General features: G+C 74.3%; 16 protein-coding genes. 9 read left to right on the top strand and 7 right to left on the bottom strand.

What is annotated here, in order from left to right; all coding sequences use genetic code 11:
• Nucleotides 1-663, bottom strand: a complete 663-nt coding sequence (locus tag ACYU8I_RS08140) for a superoxide dismutase family protein (protein WP_460839367.1) — start codon at nucleotides 661-663, stop codon at nucleotides 1-3.
• An 89-nt stretch (nucleotides 664-752) separates the two neighbouring features.
• A complete protein-coding gene (locus ACYU8I_RS08135; protein ID WP_460839365.1) occupies nucleotides 753-1,628 on the bottom strand; it encodes a LysR family transcriptional regulator in 876 nt (291 codons plus the stop codon).
• Nucleotides 1,629-1,711: 83 nt separating this feature from the next.
• Here ACYU8I_RS08135 and ACYU8I_RS08130 point away from each other — a divergent pair, with 83 nt between their 5' ends.
• From ACYU8I_RS08130 to ACYU8I_RS08110, 5 genes are all read left to right on the top strand, one after another.
• Nucleotides 1,712-2,608 carry an EamA family transporter gene (locus ACYU8I_RS08130; RefSeq protein WP_460839363.1) on the top strand — a complete coding sequence of 299 codons (897 nt, stop codon included), beginning with the start codon at nucleotides 1,712-1,714 and terminating at the stop codon, nucleotides 2,606-2,608.
• A gap of 29 nt (nucleotides 2,609-2,637) precedes the next feature.
• Nucleotides 2,638-5,019: an FdhF/YdeP family oxidoreductase gene (locus tag ACYU8I_RS08125; protein ID WP_460839360.1), complete on the top strand. Its 2,382-nt coding sequence runs from the start codon at nucleotides 2,638-2,640 to the stop codon at nucleotides 5,017-5,019.
• A complete protein-coding gene (locus ACYU8I_RS08120; RefSeq protein WP_460839358.1) occupies nucleotides 5,019-5,432 on the top strand; it encodes an HIT family protein in 414 nt (137 codons plus the stop codon). Before ACYU8I_RS08125 ends, ACYU8I_RS08120 begins: the two co-directional genes overlap by 1 nt.
• Nucleotides 5,433-5,493: 61 nt before the next feature.
• The gene (fabG, locus tag ACYU8I_RS08115; RefSeq protein WP_460839356.1) at nucleotides 5,494-6,258 is read left to right on the top strand and encodes a 3-oxoacyl-ACP reductase FabG; all 765 of its coding nucleotides are present in this window, start codon (nucleotides 5,494-5,496) and stop codon (nucleotides 6,256-6,258) included.
• Between the two features lie 109 nt (nucleotides 6,259-6,367).
• Nucleotides 6,368-7,402 carry a DUF3048 domain-containing protein gene (locus ACYU8I_RS08110; protein ID WP_460839353.1) on the top strand — a complete coding sequence of 345 codons (1,035 nt, stop codon included), beginning with the start codon at nucleotides 6,368-6,370 and terminating at the stop codon, nucleotides 7,400-7,402.
• Between the two features lie 21 nt (nucleotides 7,403-7,423).
• Here ACYU8I_RS08110 and ACYU8I_RS08105 read toward each other — a convergent pair whose 3' ends face one another.
• The gene (locus ACYU8I_RS08105; RefSeq protein WP_460839351.1) at nucleotides 7,424-8,083 is read right to left on the bottom strand and encodes a TetR/AcrR family transcriptional regulator; all 660 of its coding nucleotides are present in this window, start codon (nucleotides 8,081-8,083) and stop codon (nucleotides 7,424-7,426) included.
• A 130-nt stretch (nucleotides 8,084-8,213) separates the two neighbouring features.
• Here ACYU8I_RS08105 and ACYU8I_RS08100 point away from each other — a divergent pair, with 130 nt between their 5' ends.
• Genes ACYU8I_RS08100 through ACYU8I_RS08085 form a run of 4 tightly spaced genes read left to right on the top strand, consistent with a single transcriptional unit; the run spans nucleotide 8,214 to nucleotide 11,842 of the window.
• On the top strand, nucleotides 8,214-8,777 hold the full coding sequence (locus ACYU8I_RS08100) for a hypothetical protein (RefSeq protein ID WP_460839349.1): 564 nt from the start codon (nucleotides 8,214-8,216) through the stop codon (nucleotides 8,775-8,777).
• 13 nt (nucleotides 8,778-8,790) lie between these two features.
• Entirely contained in the window at nucleotides 8,791-9,072 is a 282-nt protein-coding gene (locus ACYU8I_RS08095) for a DUF3039 domain-containing protein (protein ID WP_460839346.1), read from the top strand.
• Nucleotides 9,069-10,064, top strand: a complete 996-nt coding sequence (locus tag ACYU8I_RS08090; protein WP_460839344.1) for a zinc metalloprotease — start codon at nucleotides 9,069-9,071, stop codon at nucleotides 10,062-10,064. Before ACYU8I_RS08095 ends, ACYU8I_RS08090 begins: the two co-directional genes overlap by 4 nt.
• Complete coding sequence (locus ACYU8I_RS08085) at nucleotides 10,061-11,842, top strand: DEAD/DEAH box helicase (RefSeq protein ID WP_460839342.1); 1,782 nt, start codon at nucleotides 10,061-10,063, stop codon at nucleotides 11,840-11,842. Before ACYU8I_RS08090 ends, ACYU8I_RS08085 begins: the two co-directional genes overlap by 4 nt.
• Before the next feature lie 18 nt (nucleotides 11,843-11,860).
• On the opposite strand, the gene ACYU8I_RS08080 is transcribed toward ACYU8I_RS08085, so the two are convergent.
• From ACYU8I_RS08080 to ACYU8I_RS08065, 4 genes are all read right to left on the bottom strand, one after another.
• Nucleotides 11,861-12,514: an SPFH domain-containing protein gene (locus ACYU8I_RS08080; RefSeq protein ID WP_460839339.1), complete on the bottom strand. Its 654-nt coding sequence runs from the start codon at nucleotides 12,512-12,514 to the stop codon at nucleotides 11,861-11,863.
• A 340-nt stretch (nucleotides 12,515-12,854) separates the two neighbouring features.
• Nucleotides 12,855-14,078, bottom strand: coding sequence for an MFS transporter (locus ACYU8I_RS08075; RefSeq protein WP_460839337.1), 1,224 nt, complete (start codon nucleotides 14,076-14,078; stop codon nucleotides 12,855-12,857).
• On the bottom strand, nucleotides 14,065-14,508 hold the full coding sequence (locus tag ACYU8I_RS08070) for a MarR family winged helix-turn-helix transcriptional regulator (RefSeq protein WP_460839335.1): 444 nt from the start codon (nucleotides 14,506-14,508) through the stop codon (nucleotides 14,065-14,067). The genes ACYU8I_RS08075 and ACYU8I_RS08070 overlap by 14 nt, the downstream gene beginning before the upstream one ends.
• Before the next feature lie 91 nt (nucleotides 14,509-14,599).
• Nucleotides 14,600-15,295, bottom strand: coding sequence for a hypothetical protein (locus ACYU8I_RS08065; RefSeq protein ID WP_460839333.1), 696 nt, complete (start codon nucleotides 15,293-15,295; stop codon nucleotides 14,600-14,602).
• Between the last annotated feature and the right edge of the window lie 37 nt (nucleotides 15,296-15,332).

Raw genomic sequence — 15,332 nt, 5'->3', positions numbered from 1 at the left:
CTACTCGCCCGCCTCGACGACGCCGCACGCGATGCGGTCGCCGGCGTCGCCGGTGGTCAGCGTCTCCTCGTCGGGGCCACCGGCGTAGCGCCCGGGGATGTTGGCCAGGTTGTCGGGGTCGGCGTGCAGCATCACGGCCGTGCCGTCGAAGTCCATCAGGTCGGCCATCGTCACGGTGTCGAGGTGCAGCTCGAGCACCGCGTCACCGGTCTCGGTCACCCGCACCGGCGGCATGTCGCCGGCGTGATCGCCGTGCTGCTCGCCCTCCTCGGCGACGTGGCCGCCGGATGAGAGGAACGCCCCGGTCTCGCCGGGCTCGCCCGGCGCGGCGCTCTCGGGCTCGCACTGACCGGTCTGGTGCAGGTGGAAGCCGTGGAAGCCGCCGGGCGGCAGGCCGGTGAGCTCGGCGGAGACCACGACGTGGTCCTCCTCCTCGGCCAGGGTGACGGTACCGATCTCGGTGCCGTCGACGGTCAGCATCGGGACGCTCACCCCCTCGGTGCTGCCGCCCTCGGCCGCGGCACCCTCGGCCTCCTCGCCCCCCTCCCCGGGGGTGTAGTAGTAGCCGTGGCCCGGGCCGTCCCCACCCAACGGGTCGCAGGCGGAGAGCACGAGCGCGCCGGCGGCAGCGGCGACGGCGAGCGGGACACGGCGGATCAGCACGGGAGTCTCCTCGGGGCTGGTTCGGGGTCGGGGTGGCGTCAGGCGTCCCGAGCAACGTACCCGCGAGCGCCAGCGCGCACGCCCGCCGCTCAGCGGTGCAGGCGCTCCACCACGGTGCGCAGCGGCGACCACTGCTCGCGGCCGCGACGGGTCACGGCGTACGACGTGAGCTCGACGCCGCGGCCGGCGATCGGCAGCACCCGCACCCCCGCCGCCGGACGACGGTCGAGCGGCAGCAGCCCCACCCCCAGCCCGGCGACCACGAGGCTCTCGACGAGCTCGAGGCTGTCGATGAAGTGGGTCGTGCGCGGCGTGAACCCCGCGAGGTTGGCGAGGGTGCGCACGGCCTCCTCGTCGGCGGTGTTGCGGGAGTTGAGGATCCAGTCGCTGGTGGCCCAGTCGCGCAGGTCGACCGACTCCTGGTCGGCGGCGACGGCCGTGGCCGGCACGCCGAGGCCCCAGGGGGAGCGCCACAGCGCGGCCGCGACGACGTCGGCGGGCAGCAGCGCCGGGGCGAGGTCGTAGTCGTAGGTCAGCGCGAGGTCGAGGTCGTCGCGCAGCAGCAGCGCGAACGCCTCCTGCGGCTCGTACTCGCTGACGACGACCCGCACCCCGGGGTGGTCGGCGGCGAGTGCCGGCAGCGCCGGGAGCAGCGCACGTCGCACGGCCGTGGCGAAGCCACCCACCCTGACGGTGCCGACGGGTTCCGAGCCCGGGTCGAGGTCGAGCCGGGCGGCGTCGACGGCGGCGAGGATGCGCACCGCGTGGTCGGCGAGCCGCCGGCCCGCCGGCGTCAGGCGCACCCGACGCCCGACGGGCTCGAGCAGCGGCGTGCCCGCCTCGCGGGCGAGGGCCGCCAGCTGCTGCGAGACCGCCGAGGTCGACAGGCGGCGCTCCTCGGCGACCTCGCGCATCGAGCCCAGGCGGGACAGGTCGAGCAGCAGCCGCAGCCGGTGGGGGTCCATGCCGCCATCGTCCCGCATTCGTGGACGACACGTGAAGCGATGTCACGTGGACGCGGACGGTCGACGGCGTGTCCACTGACCGGGTGAGTGCACGCACCCTGGGTCCCGCCCGCGCCGGCGCCGCGATGGCGTGCGCCTCGATGCTCAGCGTCCAGCTCGGCCTCGCCGTGTCCGTCGGGCTGATCGACGTGCTCGGCCCCGAGGGCGCGGCGTGGCTGCGGCTGACCTGGGCCGGCCTCCTGCTGCTCGTCGTCGGCATGCCGTGGCGGGTGCGCTGGACGCGCGAGTCGCTGCTGGTCGCGGTGCTGCTCGGGCTGGTGACCGCCGGTGTGACAATGCTGTTCATGCAGGCCGTCGCGCGCCTGCCGCTCGGCACGGCCAGCGCCCTGGAGTTCCTGGGCCCCCTCGGGGTGGCGGTGCTGCGGGGCCGGGGGAGCGGTCGCTGGGTGTGGCCGGCGCTCGCCGGGGCCGGGGTGCTGCTGCTGACCGAGCCGTGGCGCGGCACGGCCGACCCCGTCGGCGTCGCCTTCGCGCTCGCCGCGGCCGGGTGCTGGGCGGCGTACATCCTGCTGACGCAGCGGGTCGGCGACCAGGTGGCGGGCATCGGCGGGTTGTCGGTCTCGATGCCCGTCGCCGGCCTCGTCGCGGGCCTCGTCGCGGGTCCCGCGACGCTCCCCGTGATGACTCCCGAGCTGTGGCTGGTGGGCTTGGGCCTCGCGCTGCTGCTGCCGGTCTTCCCGTTCACCCTCGAGCTGCTCGCGCTGCGCCGGCTGACCACGGCCGCCTTCGGCACCCTGATGAGCCTCGAGCCGGCGTTCGCGCTGCTCGTCGGCCTGGCGGTGCTCGGCCAGGTGCCGACGCCGCTCGCCGTGCTCGGCATCGGCTTCGTGGTCGCCGCCGGCGCCGGAGCGGAGCGCACCGGCGCGCGGGAGCAGTCCGAGCCCGACGAGGTCGTGGTCGAGCAGGGTGCCGCGCGCTGATGCTGGGCCCACTGGGGTACACCTGAGCCATGTCGCTGCGCAAGGCACCGGTCGAGGACATCGACGAGAGCAAGCTGGAGGTCCACCGCCGCAAGCACGCTGCGGCCGGCGCCACCGCCGTCACGGTCGCGATGAAGCGGTCCATCGAGGAGATGGGGCCCTGGAAGACGGCCAGGAGCCTGCTCAAGCTCAACCAGGTCGGCGGCTTCGACTGCCAGGGCTGCGCGTGGCCCGACCCCGAGCCGGGCCACCGGCACCCCGCGGAGTTCTGCGAGAACGGCGCCAAGGCGGTCGCCGAGGAGGCGGTCACCCGCACCGTCAGCCGCGAGTTCTTCGCCGAGCACTCCGTCGCCGACCTCGCCACCAAGACCGACTACTGGCTCGGCCACCAGGGCCGGCTCGTGCACCCGGTCGTCAAGCGGGCCGGCGGCACCCACTACGAGCCGATCGGCTGGGACGAGGCCTTCGCCCTGATCGGTGAGCACCTGCGCGGGCTCGATGACCCTGACGAGGCGGTCTTCTACACCTCGGGCAAGGTCTCCAACGAGGCGGCGTACGCCTACCAGCTGTTCTCGCGCAGCTACGGCACCAACAACATGCCCGACTGCTCCAACATGTGCCACGAGTCGACCTCGGTGGCGCTCGCCGAGACCATCGGCATCGGCAAGGGGTCGGTGAGCCTGCACGACATCCATGTCGCCGAGCTGATCGTCGTCTCCGGCCAGAACCCCGGCACCAACCACCCGCGGATGCTCAGCGCCCTCGAGATCGCCAAGCAGAACGGCGCCAAGATCCTCGCGATCAACCCGCTGCCCGAGGCCGGTCTCTTCAAGTTCAAGAACCCCCAGACGCCCAAGGGCGTGCTCGTCGGCCAGGGGCTGGCCGACCTCTACCTGCCCGTCCGGGTCAACGGCGACCTCGCGCTGTGGCGTGCCATCGCCGCCGTCCTGCTCGAGCGCGACAGGGCGGAGGGGGGTGTGGTCGACCACGACTTCATCGCCGAGCACACCGTCGGCTACGACGCCTGGCTCGCGCAGGTCGAGGACCTCGACTGGGACTTCGTGCTGCGCGCCACCGGCCTGAGCGAGGAGCAGATCCGCGAGGCCGCCGAGATGCTCGTGCAGTCCAAGGCCACCGTGCACTGCTGGGCGATGGGCATCACCCAGCAGCGCAACTCCGTCGGCACGATCAAGGAGTTCGTCAACGTCGCCTTCATGCAGGGCAACATCGGCAAGCCCGGCGCCGGCCTGTGCCCCGTGCGCGGCCACTCCAACGTGCAGGGCGACCGCACGATGGGCATCTGGGAGAAGGTCCCCGACCACTTCCTCGACGCCCTGGCCGACCACCACGGCATCGAGCCGCCGCGCGAGCACGGTCTCGACACCGTCGACTCGATCCGGGCCATGCGCGACGGCAAGGTGCGCTTCTTCCTCGGCATGGGCGGCAACTTCGTCTCCGCCGCTCCCGACACCGAGGTCACCGAGGCGGCCATGGAGAACGTCGACATGACGGTCATGGTCTCGACCAAGCTCAACCGCTCCCACGCCCGCTGCGGCGACACCGCCCTCATCCTCCCGGCGCTCGGCCGCAGCGAGAGGGACATGACCGGCGGCCGGGAGCAGCGCGTCACGGTCGAGGACTCCATGTCCGCGGTGCACGCCTCCCGGGGCCCGCTCAAGCCGACCAGCAAGCACCTGCGCTCCGAGGTCGACATCGTCTGCTCCATCGCCGAGGCGACCCTCGGCACCGACCACGTCGTGCCGTGGAGCCGCTACCGCGCCGACTACTCCGAGATCCGTCGGGCGGTCGCGCAGGTCGTCCCGGGCTGTGCGGCGTACGACGAGAAGGTCGACCAGCCCGGCGGCTTCGTGCTGCCGCACCCGCCGCGCGACAGCCGCACCTTCCCGACGAAGGCCGACAAGGGCATCTTCAGCGAGGTGCCGCTGTCGGTGCTGCACGTGCCCGAGGGCCGCCTGCTGCTGCAGACCATGCGCAGCCACGACCAGTTCAACACCACGATCTACGGCCTGTCCGACCGCTACCGCGGCATCGAGAACGGTCGCCGGGTGATCTTCCTGCACCGTGACGACATCGCCGACCGGGGCTTCGACGACGGCGACATGGTCGACCTGGTCAGCGAGTGGGAGGACGGCAGCGAGCGGTGCGCGCCGTCGTTCCGGATCGTCGAGTACGACACCCCGCGCGGCTGCGCGGCGGCGTACTACCCCGAGACCAACCCGCTGATCCCGCTCGACTCCTCGGCCGAGCACAGCAACTGCCCCACGTCGAAGGGCGTCGTCATCCGGCTGCTGCCCGCGGCCGCCCGCCACGAGCACTCCGACGGCGGGGGAGACCCGGTCGGCTCCGACGAGGGCCACAAGTCCGACGTGGAGCCCGAGCAGCTGAGCTGATGCCTCGCTCGTGCGTGTTCTGCGCGATCGTCGCGGGTGAGGCGGAGGCGGCGGTCGTCCACCGTGACGACCGCTTCGTCGGCTTCCTCGACACCCGGCCGCTGTTCAAGGGCCACGTGCTCGTGGTGCCGGCCGAGCACCACGAGACGCTGCCCGATCTCCCCGCGGCGCTGCGCGACGACTTCTTCGCGCTGGTGCAGCGCACGTCGGTCGCGGTGGTCGAGGCGCTGGGGGCCCAGGGGTCGTTCGTGGCGATGAACAACACCGTGTCTCAGTCGGTGCCCCACCTGCACTGCCACGTCGTGCCGCGCACCAAGGGCGACGGCCTGCGCGGCTTCTTCTGGCCCCGCACCCGCTACGACGACGTCGCCGAGCGTGACGGGTACGCCGCACGGGTCGCCGCCGCGCTGTAGTTGACCGGCGAGTAACTTGGTGCCCGTCAGCACGACCACGAGCAACGAGGAGACAGGCAGCATGGGGCGCTACGACGGCAGGGTCGCGATCGTCACGGGGGCGGCACGAGGCATCGGCGCGGCCATCGCGGCGCGCTTCGCCGAGGAGGGCGCCTCCGTCGCCGTGCTCGACCTCGACGAGGCCCAGGCGCAGGAGACCGCCGAGGGGCTGCCCGTGGTCGAGGGCGCGAAGGCCGTCGGGATCGGGTGCGACGTGGCCGACGCCGGGTCCGCCCAGGCCGCCGTCGCGCGGGTCGTCGACGAGCTCGGCGGTGTGCACGTGCTGGTCAACAACGCCGGCATCACCCGCGACAACCTGCTGTTCAAGATGAGCGAGTCCGACTGGGACGCCGTCATGGGGGTGCACCTCAAGGGCGCCTTCCTGATGACGCAGGCAGTGCAGAAGCACTTCGTCGACCAGAAGTACGGCAAGGTCCTGGGGCTCTCGAGCGTCTCGGCCAACGGCAACCGCGGTCAGGCCAACTACTCCGCCGCCAAGGCCGGTGTGCAGGGCTTCACCCGCACGCTGGCGCTCGAGCTGGGCAAGTTCGGCGTCAACGCCAACGCCATCGCGCCGGGCTTCATCGCCACCGAGATGACCGACGACACCGCCCGCCGGGTCGGCATGAGCGTCGAGGACTTCCGCACCGCGGCGGCCGAGGCCAACCCCGTCAAGCGGGTGGGCTTCCCCGAGGACATCGCGGCGGCCGCCGCGTTCCTGTGCAGCGACGAGGCGTCGTACATCACCGGGCAGACGCTCTACGTCGACGGCGGCGCCAAGGTCTGAGGCGGGTCGGCGACGCCCGCGCGATAGTCAAGCGAAGCGATGGAGAATTCTCGACACCTCGCGGGTGCCGTTGCGCGGTTCCGGGGCGCGGGAGGGTGAGACTGGCCGCATGCGACCCACCTCGCGCTCCCGCACCCGGCTCGCCCTCGCGCTGACCGCCTGCCTGACGCTGACGCTGACCGCGTGCGACGACGGCGGGTCGTCCTCCGACGAGCCGCCCGCGTCGCAGCCCGTCGAGGGCGGGTCCGAGCTCGCGGCGCTGTGGCCGCTGACCGGTCGCAAGGTCGGCGACGGCGGCACGCCCGAGCGGCCGGTGCTCGTCGTCAAGGTCGACAACTCCTCCTCCAGCCAGCCGCAGGTCGGCCTGGGCGATGCCGACCTCGTCACCGAGGAGCTCGTCGAGGGCGGCAGCACCCGGCTCGCCGCGCTCTACTACGAGCGCGTGCCCGACCAGGTGGGCCCGGTCCGCTCCCTGCGGGCCACCGACATCGGCATCGTCAAGCCCGCCCACGGCGTCGTCATCGCGAGCGGCGGCGCCCCGGGCACCCTCGACCGGATGCGCAACACCGACGTCCCGTTCCGCGAGGAGGGCCAGGGCGCCGGCTGGTCGCGCGACAGCTCGCGCTCGGCGCCGTACGACCTGATGATCGACTTGCGGGCCGCGGCCGCCGACCTGGCCGACCTGGCCCGCGTGCCGGCCAGCTACCTGCCGTGGGGCTCGGCGGGGAAGGGCGTCGACGGCGTCGACGGCGCCCGCCCGGCCCGGCAGTTCTCGGCCGTCTTCAGCCCCGAGCACACCACGTCGTGGAGCTACGACGGCTCCACCTACGCGCGCGGCACCGAGTACGCCGCCGACGGCGACCGGTTCCGGCCCACCTCGGTGCTGGTGCTGCGCGTGCGGCAGGGCGACGCGGGCTATCTCGACCCGGCCGGCAACACCGTGCCCGAGACGCTCTACGAGGGCCGCGGCGACGCGGTGCTGTTCCACGACGGCAAGGCCGTCGAGGCGACCTGGGCGAAGGCCTCCCGGCGCGAGCCGCTGCGCCTGCGCACCGCCGACGGGCCGCTGCAGGTGCCGGCCGGGCACGTCTGGGTCGAGCTGCTGCCCCGCGACGCCGACGGTGGGCGGCTCCAGGTCGGCTAGGCGCCAGCGGTGGGCCGGCGCTCAGCCGGCGGCGGGGCCGGCGGCGGGGTCGGCGAGCTGGAGCCCGGCCTCGGCCTGCAGCCTCAGGCCCTCCAGGATCACGCCGATGGCGAGCTCGACGCGCATCGTGGCGGCCTCGGCCGCCTCTGCCCCCGACTCCACGACGTGCTCGCCCGCGGCCGACATCGCGCCGTGCAGGATGCGGCTGAAGACGTCGACCATCGAGGGGTCGACCACCTCGACGGAGGCCTGCAGCACACGCTCGGCGACCTCGCGCACCAGGGCGTGGCTGGTGCGGTGCTCGAACTCGCGGAAGCGCTCGTAGCCGAGCACGGCGGGGCCGTCCTGCAGCACCACGCGCCGGTAGGCCGGCTCGCGCACGATGTCGAGGAAGGCCCGCAGCGCCCCACGAGCCTGCTCCCACGGGTCGGCCTCGGCGGCCACGGCCGCGCGGACCCGGGCGACGCCGTCCTCCTCCACGCGGGTGAAGACGGCCTCGAAGAGCGCCTGCTTGCCGGTGAAGTGGTGGTAGAGCGCGCCCTTGGTGACCTCGGCGCCGGCGACGACGGCGTCGAGGCTGGTGCCGGCGTACCCGTGGTCGGCGAACTGCTCCTCGGCGACGTCGAGCAGCGCCCGCTTGGTGCCGCCCGAGAAGCGGCGACGCAGGTGGGCGGCAGGCACCACGGCAGCGTAGCGACCCGGGCCGGCCGTGTGCCTGACGTCACCCGGGAGGTCCGTGGGGTCGCGGGGGAGCGGGGTACATACTCAAAGTACGTACCGTGAGTATGTCCCACCCCGTAGGAGAGCTGCCATGGCCTTCGACCGACGACACCGCCGCGGCGCGGTGCTGCGCCACGTGAGCGCGCGCCTCGACGAGCTGCACCTCCAGGACGCCACCTCGGGAGCGCTCGAGGCCGCCCTCGACTGCCCGGGCGTCCCCGACACCTTCGCCGACGACGTCGACCTGGTCGCGGCGGTCTTGCTGCGGTGGAACGCCCGGCTCTCCGCGCAGCTGGAGCGGGCCCTCGCGAGCCGACCGGCCGACCTGCCGGCGGCGGTCGCGGCCGCCTGGGCGTCGACGGCGCGTGACCTGCCCGGGCTGCGCCTGCTGGTCGACGAGCAGCAGGAGGCGCCGAGCTCTCCCGCGATGGCGCTCCTCGTCGAGCGGGCGCGCGACAAGGAGCGTGCCCGGCTCGCCTGGGCGGCCGGCCTGACCGCCGGCGAGGGTCCGGCCGCCGTCGCGGCAGGGGCCCGGCTCGAGCGCGCAAGCCGCGACCGCGTGGCGCTGCTCGCCGCTCCCGCGGTCACGGTGGCGACGCCGGCACCCGCCTCGCACACGTTCGTGCAGAGGCTGCGTGCGCTCGTCCCGGCGTAGGTACGATGCCTCGGTGAGCAACGCGCAGCAGGTCGGTTTCGGGACCGGGGTCCTGGAGGACACCCGGGTCGACGAGCGTGTGCAGCCCACCCACGACGGTGACCACGAGCGCTTCTCCCACTACGTCCCCAAGGACAAGCTGATGGAGGCCATGGTCACCGGCACCCCCGTGGTGGCGTTGTGCGGCAAGGTCTGGGTGCCCAGCCGTGACCCCGAGCGCTACCCCGTCTGCCCGGCCTGCAAGGAGGCGTGGGACTCGCTGCGTGGCGGGTCCGACGAGGGCGGCGACGCGTGACCCGTTCCCGCCTGGGCCTCGCGGTCGCCACCGCGGCCGCCCTCGTCCTGCCCGTGCTGCCGTCCGCGGCGAGCGCCAGCACCCTCACCGGCGGTCTCGACCGCGCCGCGACCACCATCTCGGCGGCGGCCGTCCGTGCGATGTGCGCGCCCCCGGCGGGGTCGAGCGCGCGCACCGGGCCGGGTGCCCGCGACCTCGACCACCCCGGCGTCAGCGCGCGCGACCTCGCCGCGCTCGACGTCCCCTCCGACGGCGTGGCGGCTCGGAGCGCTGCGCGGGCGCTGCCCGACGCCGTGGTCGTGCCGGTGCACGTCGTGCTGGTGCGCGGCACGCACCGCGGCGACGCCGGCAGCCAGCCGTCCGAGGTGCCGGGTTGGATCGACATCCTCAACCAGGCCTACGCCGGCGCCCAGAGCGCCGAGTCGGCGCCGACGCGCTACTCCTTCTACGCCGCCAGCGTGCGCCAGGTCCGCAACGACCGCTGGTACCACGCCGTGCCCGACGGTCGGGCCGACCGCGAGATGCGCCGCACGCTGCACCGCGGCAGCTCGGCGTCGCTCAACCTCTACGTCACCCGGCCCGGCAGCGCCGGCGACGACATCCTCGGCTTCGCGCGCTTCCCCTGGCAGTACAAGGCCACCCCGCGGCGCGACGGCGTCACCGTCAACCGCGAGGCGCTTCCCGGCGGGCGCGTCCGCGGTTACAACCGGGGCGACACCCTCGTGCACGAGGTCGGCCACTGGATGGGCCTGTTCCACACCTTCCAGGGCGGTTGCAGCGCCAGCACCGGCGGCGACAAGGTCGCCGACACCCCGGCCGAGGCGCGGGCGAGCTTCTACTGCGAGGTCGGCCGCGACACGTGTCGGGCGCGGGGCGACGACCCGGTCCACAACTTCATGAACTACTCCTTGGACAGCTGCATGGACCAGCTGACGCCCGGGCAGGTCGCCCGGATGGACCTCGCCTACGAGCGCTACCGCGTGCGCCGTTGAGCGGAGCACGTCAGCCGGGGCAGATCGGATTGCCGCCGGCCTATCCCGACCGCGCGGCCTGGGGCACCGCACCGAGCCTGCGCGCGTGGCAGAGCGCCGCGCTGGCGACGTACGCCGAGCGCAGCCCGCGCGACTTCCTGGCCGTCGCGACCCCCGGAGCGGGCAAAACGACCTTCGCGCTCACCCTCGCGGCCGACCTGCTCGACCGGCGGGTCGTCGAGCGGGTGACCGTCGTCGCGCCGACCGAGCACCTCAAGCGCCAGTGGGCGCAGGCGGCCGAGCGGGTGGGCATCCCGATCGACCCGGAGTTCGGCACCCGCAAGCGCACCAGCAAGGACTTCGTCGGCGTCGCCCTGACCTACGCCGGCGTGGCGGCCAACCCACTGGCCCACCGGGTGCGCACCGACCGCTTCCGCACGCTCGTCATCCTCGACGAGGTGCACCACGCCGGCGACGCGCTGTCGTGGGGCGAGGCGGTGCGCGAGGCCTTCGAGCCGGCGCGGCGGCGCCTGGCGCTGACCGGCACGCCGTTCCGCTCCGACGTCAACCCGATCCCGTTCGTCACCTATGCCCCGGGTGACGACGGGGTGCCGAGGTCGGTCGCCGACTTCACCTACGGCTACGCCCACGCCCTCGCCGACCACGTGGTGCGGCCGGTGCTGTTCCTCGCCTACTCCGGCCAGGTCGAGTGGCGCACCCGCGCGGGCGACGAGGTCGCGGCCCGGCTGGGAGAGCCGCTGACCAAGGACATGACGGCGCAGGCACTGCGCACCGCCCTCGACCCGCAGGGCGCCTGGATCCCCTCGGTGCTGCAGGCGGCCGACCGCCGCCTGACCGAGGTGCGCCGCCACGTGCCCGACGCCGGCGGCCTGGTGATCGCCACCGACCAGACCTCCGCCCGGGCGTACGCCGCCCGGCTCGCCGAGGTGTGCGGCGAGAAGCCGACGCTGGTGCTCTCCGACGAGCCGACGTCGTCCAAGCGCATCCAGCAGTTCAGCGACGGCGACGCCCGCTGGATGGTCGCCGTGCGGATGGTGTCCGAGGGCGTCGACGTGCCGCGGCTCGCCGTGGGTGTCTACGCCACGACGACCTCGACGCCGCTCTTCTTCGCGCAGGCCGTGGGCCGCTTCGTGCGTGCGCGCACCCGCGGAGAGACGGCCTCGATCTTCGTGCCGTCGGTGCCGCGGCTGCTCGGTCACGCGACCGAGCTCGAGCTCGAGCGCGACCACGTGCTCGGCCGCCCGGTGCGCGACGAGGACGACATCTTCGCCGCCGAGGAGGAGCTGCTGGCCCGCGAGCAGCAGGCCGAGTCGGCCACGGGCGACCTCGAGCAGCTGCCCTTCGAGGCGCTGGGCTCGCAGGCCACCTTCGACCGGGTGCTCTACGACGGCGCCGAGTTCGGCCACGAGGGGGAGGTGCACGTCGGCTCCGACGAGGAGATGGACTTCCTCGGCATCCCCGGGCTGCTCGACGCCGACCAGGTGCGCGACCTGCTGCGCACCCGCCAGCGCGACCGCGCCGACAAGCGGCAGCGCGACCGGGGCCACCTCGCGCCCGAGCAGCGCCCGAGCGCGGACACCACCCACGAGCAGCTCGCCGTGATGCGCAAGGAGCTCAACGGTCTGGTCGCCGCCTGGCACCACCGCACGGGGCAGCCGCACGGCGTCACGCACGCGGCGCTGCGGCGCGAGTGCGGAGGACCTCCCGCGGGCGCTGCGTCCGCCACCGAGCTGCGACGCCGCATCGACACGATGCGGGCGTGGGCCCAGCGTCGCTGAACCCACGCCCGCCCGCGACTAGCGCAGCTCGACGCTCGAGCCGGGCGGCAGCGCCTCGACCAGGCGCTGGCGGGCCAGCGCCGGGTGCTCCTCGAGCAGCTTGGCGCCGTTGGCCAGCGACCGCAGCGCTGCGGTCTCGGCCCGGGCCGCCTCGAGCCGCGCCTGGCCGCGGGTGCGCGCCGTGGCGAGGTCGGCCAGGGCGTGACGCACGTCGGCGGGCGCGTCGGCCGCCTTGACCGCCCGCGACCGGACGTCGATGCCGAGACCGACGCCGGCCGCGGCCACGGCCTCGAGCAGCGCCGAGCCGGCCACGGCGCGCGCCTCGCGCGCGACCGCGTCGACCGCCAGGCCCGCCAGGTGCTCGCGCAGCGCGACCTGCGCCGCGAGGTAGAGCACGCCCTCCGGGTCCTCGGCGACCTCGACGAAGAGGCGGCGGTCGGCCACGCGCCAGCGCAGCGCCACCGAGACGCGCACGGGCACGCCGTCGGCGGTGGGCACCTCCTGCGGCGCCACGGCGAGCAGCTGCTCGCTCACGGGCACGACGCGGTACTCCGTGCGGCGCCGCGGACCGCGCCGGTGACGGCCCGGACCGAGGTCGCGGCGGTAGGCGCCGTCGACGTACTCGAGGGCGCGCTCGCCGAGGCCGACGTGCAGGGTGCGGAACAGGGACATGGCTCGACCTCCTCGGGTCGTCGGGTGGGGGTGCGGGGTGCTGCGGGGTGCTGCGTGGGACGGACGGGGGTGCGGTGGGCGGCGGCGGGGCGCCGGCCGTCGTGCTGACCGGCCGGGCCGCTGGCCACGCGTCCACGTGGTGCACCCCCGCCCGCACCGTGGGGAGTCGAACCCCGGGCCGGGTGGCCCTTCCCAGATGTCCTCGTGGCAGGAGGCAGAGCGAGGGGTACGACGCGCGGGACCGGGGCGGGCAGGGCCCGTCCGGCCGCTGATCCCTCGCGAGGAGGACGGTAGGCGCCCGGCGACGTCCGGCGCCACAGGTTTTCGCGGCTGGTGACGGTCAGTCGAGGTCGCCGACGGCGACCAGCTCACCCTCGTCGACGCTGTGCTCGGCGGGACCGTGGTCCTGCTCGACGAAGCGTCGGCCGACGAGGAGCACCAGGACCCCGACCGCCACGGCGGCGGCGCCCATCCAGAACGGTGCGTGGACCGAGACCTCCTCGCCGAGCCTGCCGGCGGCGTACGGCGCGACGGCACCGCCGGAGAACCGCACGAAGCTGTAGGCGGCCGAGGCGGTGGAGCGCTCGACGGGGGCGGCGCCCATGACGGCCTCGGTGATGACGGTGTTGTTGACCCCCAGGAAGGCGCCCGCGAGCACGGTGCCCACGACGAGCGCGACCTTGGAGTCCGTCAGCACGGCCATCATCGCCAGGTCGGCCGCGAACAGCGACAGCGACCCGAGCACGGTGGGCACGGCGCCGAAGCGACGCTGCAGCACCGGGGCCACCCAGACCGAGGTGAAGGCGAGCATCAGGCCCCAGCCGAAGAACACCCAGCCGACGGCGGCAGCGCCCATGTCGAGCGGGAACGGCGTGAAGGCGAGCAGCGTGAAGAAGCCGACGTTGTAGAACAGCGCGGTCAGGGCGATCGTCAGCAGGCCGGGGAAGCGCAGCGCGCGGAACGGGTCGGCGAGCGACGTGCGGCGCGCGGCCGGCGGTGTGCGGGGGAGCAGGAAGGCTGTCGCGACGAGGGCGATCGTCATCAGCACGGCGACGCCGAAGAAGGGGGCGCGCCAGCTGACCGAGCCCAGCTGGCCGCCGACGATCGGGCCCATCGCGATGCCGAGGCCGAGGGCGGCCTCGAAGAGGATGACGGCCTGGGCGACGGAGCCCTGGGCGGAGACGACGATGGTCGACAGCGCGGTCGCGATGAAGAGCGCGTTGCCGAGCCCCCAGCCGGCGCGGAAGCCGACGATGGCACCGACGGTGTCGCTGGCGCCGGCCAGCGCGGCGAACACGATGATGAGGGCCAGACCGGCGAGGAGCGTGCGCTTGGCGCCGATGCGGCTCGAGACGACGCCGGTGAGGAGCATCGCGACGCCCATCACGGCCATGTAGCTGGTGAAGAGCAACGACACCTGGCTGGGCGAGGCGCCGAGCTCGTCGGCGATGGGCTTGAGGATCGGGTCGACCAGGCCGATGCCCATGAAGGCGATGACGCAGGCGAAGGCGACCGCCCAGACAGCACGGGGCTGGCGCAGGGAGAGTCCGCTACTGGTGGACATGAGGCTGTTCGTTCCTTCCGAGGACGTGGTGGAGCAGGGTCACCGCCGCGGCGAGGTCGTCGCGCGAGGCGCCGGCGTCGGTGAGCCTCCGGGCGACCAGGTCGGCGTTGCGCCGACGCAGGTCGGTGAGCGCGGCACGGCCCTCCGCGGTCAGGTCGACCACGCTGGCGCGCGCGTCGCCGGGGTGCGGGGCACGGCTGACCCAGCCCTTCTCGACCAGGCCCTTCACCAGCCCGCTCATGGTCGGCTGGCTGCACCGGTCGGCCTCGGCGAGGACGCCGATGGGGCTGGGGCCGAGCTCGTCGAGCAGGCTCAGCAGCCGGGTGCTCGCGGCGGGCACGTCGGCGATGTTGCGGCGTACCTCGCGGACGAGCCGGGCGCTGAGCACGACGAGCTCGTTGCTCAGCTCGTGCAGGTCGTGGTTGCTCACGTCAACCGACTTTACATAGGAACCCTATGTGTTGCAACGGTCGCGACGGTCCCCCTCGTCCCTCGCGTCTCGTCAGGGGCGGGGTGGGGCGTCAGGGGAGGTGGGAGAGGGAGGTGACGAGGTCGGGGGTGATGACGACGCGGCACCAGCGGCGCGTGCGGGCGGCGAGGTCGGGGTCCGCGGCGAGCCAGCCGTCGGCGGGGGCCTCGCCGTCGAGCGCATGGCGCACGAGCGCGAGCGCGGCGACCGGGTCGTCGGCGTCGAGGGCCAGCGCCTGCTCGCGGTCGAGCGCGGCGTCGACGGCGGCGAGCGCCCAGGGCGCGTCGGCCGGCAGCCGTACGCCGACCTCCCGTGCGGCGAGCTCGTCGAGCGCGGCCAGCCACGCGGGGGACGGGTCGCCGAGGGGGTCCGGGGGAGCGGCGTACACCTCGACGGCGTCGTCGAGCGCGACCGAGTCGAGCACGGTGACCACCCGGCGCGCGTTGTGGGCGAGCTCGGCCTCGCCGCGCAGGCGCACCGAGACGCGGCGCAGCTCGAGCCGGCCGGGGTTGTCGGCGACCCAACGCAGCCCGGCCTCGAGGGCGCCGGCGCCCCCGGTCACGGCGAGGTGGACGGGCAGGCCGGGCGCCGCGAGCGGGGCGAGGTCGCGCTCGCTCACCACCAGGCAGCCGACCGCCTCGCCGCCGGAGGATCGGCGCACGGCCTGCAGGTCGCGGATCGCCGGGGGCAGCGCACGTCCGCCGCTCACGCTGTCGTCGTCGAGCAGGCCGGTGGTCCAGGAGGGCACCCGGCGAGGCTAGCGTTCTGCCCTCACCCACGCCGTC

Source organism: Nocardioides marmoraquaticus (genome assembly GCF_054777915.1).
Note: the sequence above shows the minus strand (reverse complement) of the source record. Positions and strands in the feature narration are given on the sequence as shown.